This is a genomic window from Halobiforma nitratireducens JCM 10879 (assembly GCF_000337895.1).
In the GTDB taxonomy this organism is placed as follows: domain Archaea; phylum Halobacteriota; class Halobacteria; order Halobacteriales; family Natrialbaceae; genus Natronobacterium; species Natronobacterium nitratireducens.
Genome location: NZ_AOMA01000205.1, coordinates 1 through 1,835, shown reverse-complemented (window position 1 = coordinate 1,835; position 1,835 = coordinate 1). Strand labels below are relative to the sequence as shown.

2 protein-coding genes are annotated in these 1,835 nt (G+C 55.6%); both read left to right on the top strand.

Going from position 1 to position 1,835, the window contains the following annotated elements; translation table 11 throughout:
• The first annotated feature begins 81 nt into the window (after positions 1–81).
• Positions 82–738: a DUF998 domain-containing protein gene (locus C446_RS17690; RefSeq protein WP_006674514.1), complete on the top strand. Its 657-nt coding sequence runs from the start codon at positions 82–84 to the stop codon at positions 736–738.
• 105 nt (positions 739–843) lie between these two features.
• Entirely contained in the window at positions 844–1,431 is a 588-nt protein-coding gene (locus tag C446_RS17685) for a hypothetical protein (RefSeq protein ID WP_006674513.1), read from the top strand.
• Positions 1,432–1,835: the final 404 nt, after the last annotated feature.

Here is a 1,835-nt window from a genome sequence, read left to right as displayed (position 1 = left end):
CCCGTGATATCAGCTGATTAGATCGCTCTTCAACAGAGCAGTCGAATCAGGGTTATTGTTCCCCTTGCCGAAGACGATGTTATGGAGTCACAGATACGGAACCCGTTCCGTTGGCCACTAACGGTCCTCGGCGGGATTCTCGTCCTGCTCGGAGAGGCCTTCTTCACCGGCCAAGCGTATCGTCGATGGCCCGGAGAGTTCTCGCCGCTCACGCACTACCACAGCGATTTGGGTATGACCGTCGGTGGCCCGCCGGGGACGAACACGGCGCTGGGGGCCCAGTACTACAACGCGGGCCAGGTGTTCATCGGTCTTGCAGTGATCCTGTTTATCGGCGGACTGTACGTCTACTACAGAGGGGATCGCCGGCCGGACGCGTTGCTTATCTTCGGCCAGTTCGCGGGGATCTTCATTGGGGTCGCGCTGATCATGAATGGTGTATACTCGCTTGACTTCGAGGGCCACGGCATGTGGGTCGTCCCGATGTTCCTCGGAATCACCGTTGGACTCATTCCGATCAACGCGGCCCTCTATGGCTACCCAGGCTTCCCTCGATGGATCGCCGGCTACGGCGTCATCGTCGCGTTACTCCCGCTCGGTCGGTACCTTCTGATGTACGTCACCGCGGATCCGCTCTTTATTGCCGAATGGATCCTCATCTACGGCGCATTCGTCTGGATCTTCCTCGTCACCATCGACGCGTTCAAAAGGGGGGTGCTGTCGAACAGATTCCAATGAACTCCTAAAGCACAACAGCAGGATTTGTCATCAAATCCATTTCGATGGTCACTCACCGCCCTCGGCGGAATATTCCTTCTTCTCGGTGAAGCGTTTTTCACCGGTATGGCGTACTACCACTGGTCAAGCGCGTTCTCGCCGTTGTCGAACTTCCACAGCGATCTCGGAGGAACGGTGGCCAGTGGTCGAGGCGCGAACACCGCTCTTGGAGCACAGTTTTACGACGCTGGCCAGGTTTTTCAGGGACTTACTCTGATACTATTCGTCGGTGGGTTGTACGCATACTACACCCGAAGTCGTCACCGGCAGGCGGTGCTCGTGGCCGGTCAACTAGTTGGAATCTTCGTCGGGATCGCGCTGATCATGAACGGGATCTACTCCGTCGATTTCGACGGACACGCGGCGTGGGTCATCCCGCTGTTCCTGGCCCTGAGCGCGACGCTCGTTCTTATCAATATCGCTCTGTACGGACATCCAGAATTCTCTCGAATAGCAGCCATCTACGGTGGGCTCGTCGGACTAATCCCGCCAGTGATGTTGTACGTTACCACTCCGATGCTTGAGTCTCCGTTCGTCGTGGAGTGGATCCTCATCTACGGCGCGATGCTCTGGGTGCTCTTGGTGATCATCGATGTGCTTTCGGGCGAGACGCTGGAACCTGATCACGGGACCAGCGAGGTGGCAGAGGGATGACGGATAAGAAATAATATGGCAAACAAATTGTCACGGAAGAACGGCGTTCTGCGGTTACACTTGTTCGTTTAGATCCGGTTCAAGGGGTAGACCACTGCCGAACTACTGTGCAGAATATATAGCCGATTGTTCGATCAACTTATAAATAATATCTGGCTTGAGGTTCCCTCTCCAGCGATGGGATGTTTGATGATCGAACGGAAGCAACAAGTCTGCCCGTTCGATCGGTAATCCCTACGCTGTCAAGCGATTCTTAGCTCCCCAAATCTATGGGCGCTGCAGGCTCCGGTTCGACTGTCGAACGAATCGTCCTTTGAGGCGTGAGGCGTCCGAATTCGAGGGGCTGAAAACGGTGGTTCAAACGGGGGTTCGCGTGGAAACGACCAATGAGTCTCGAACCTATC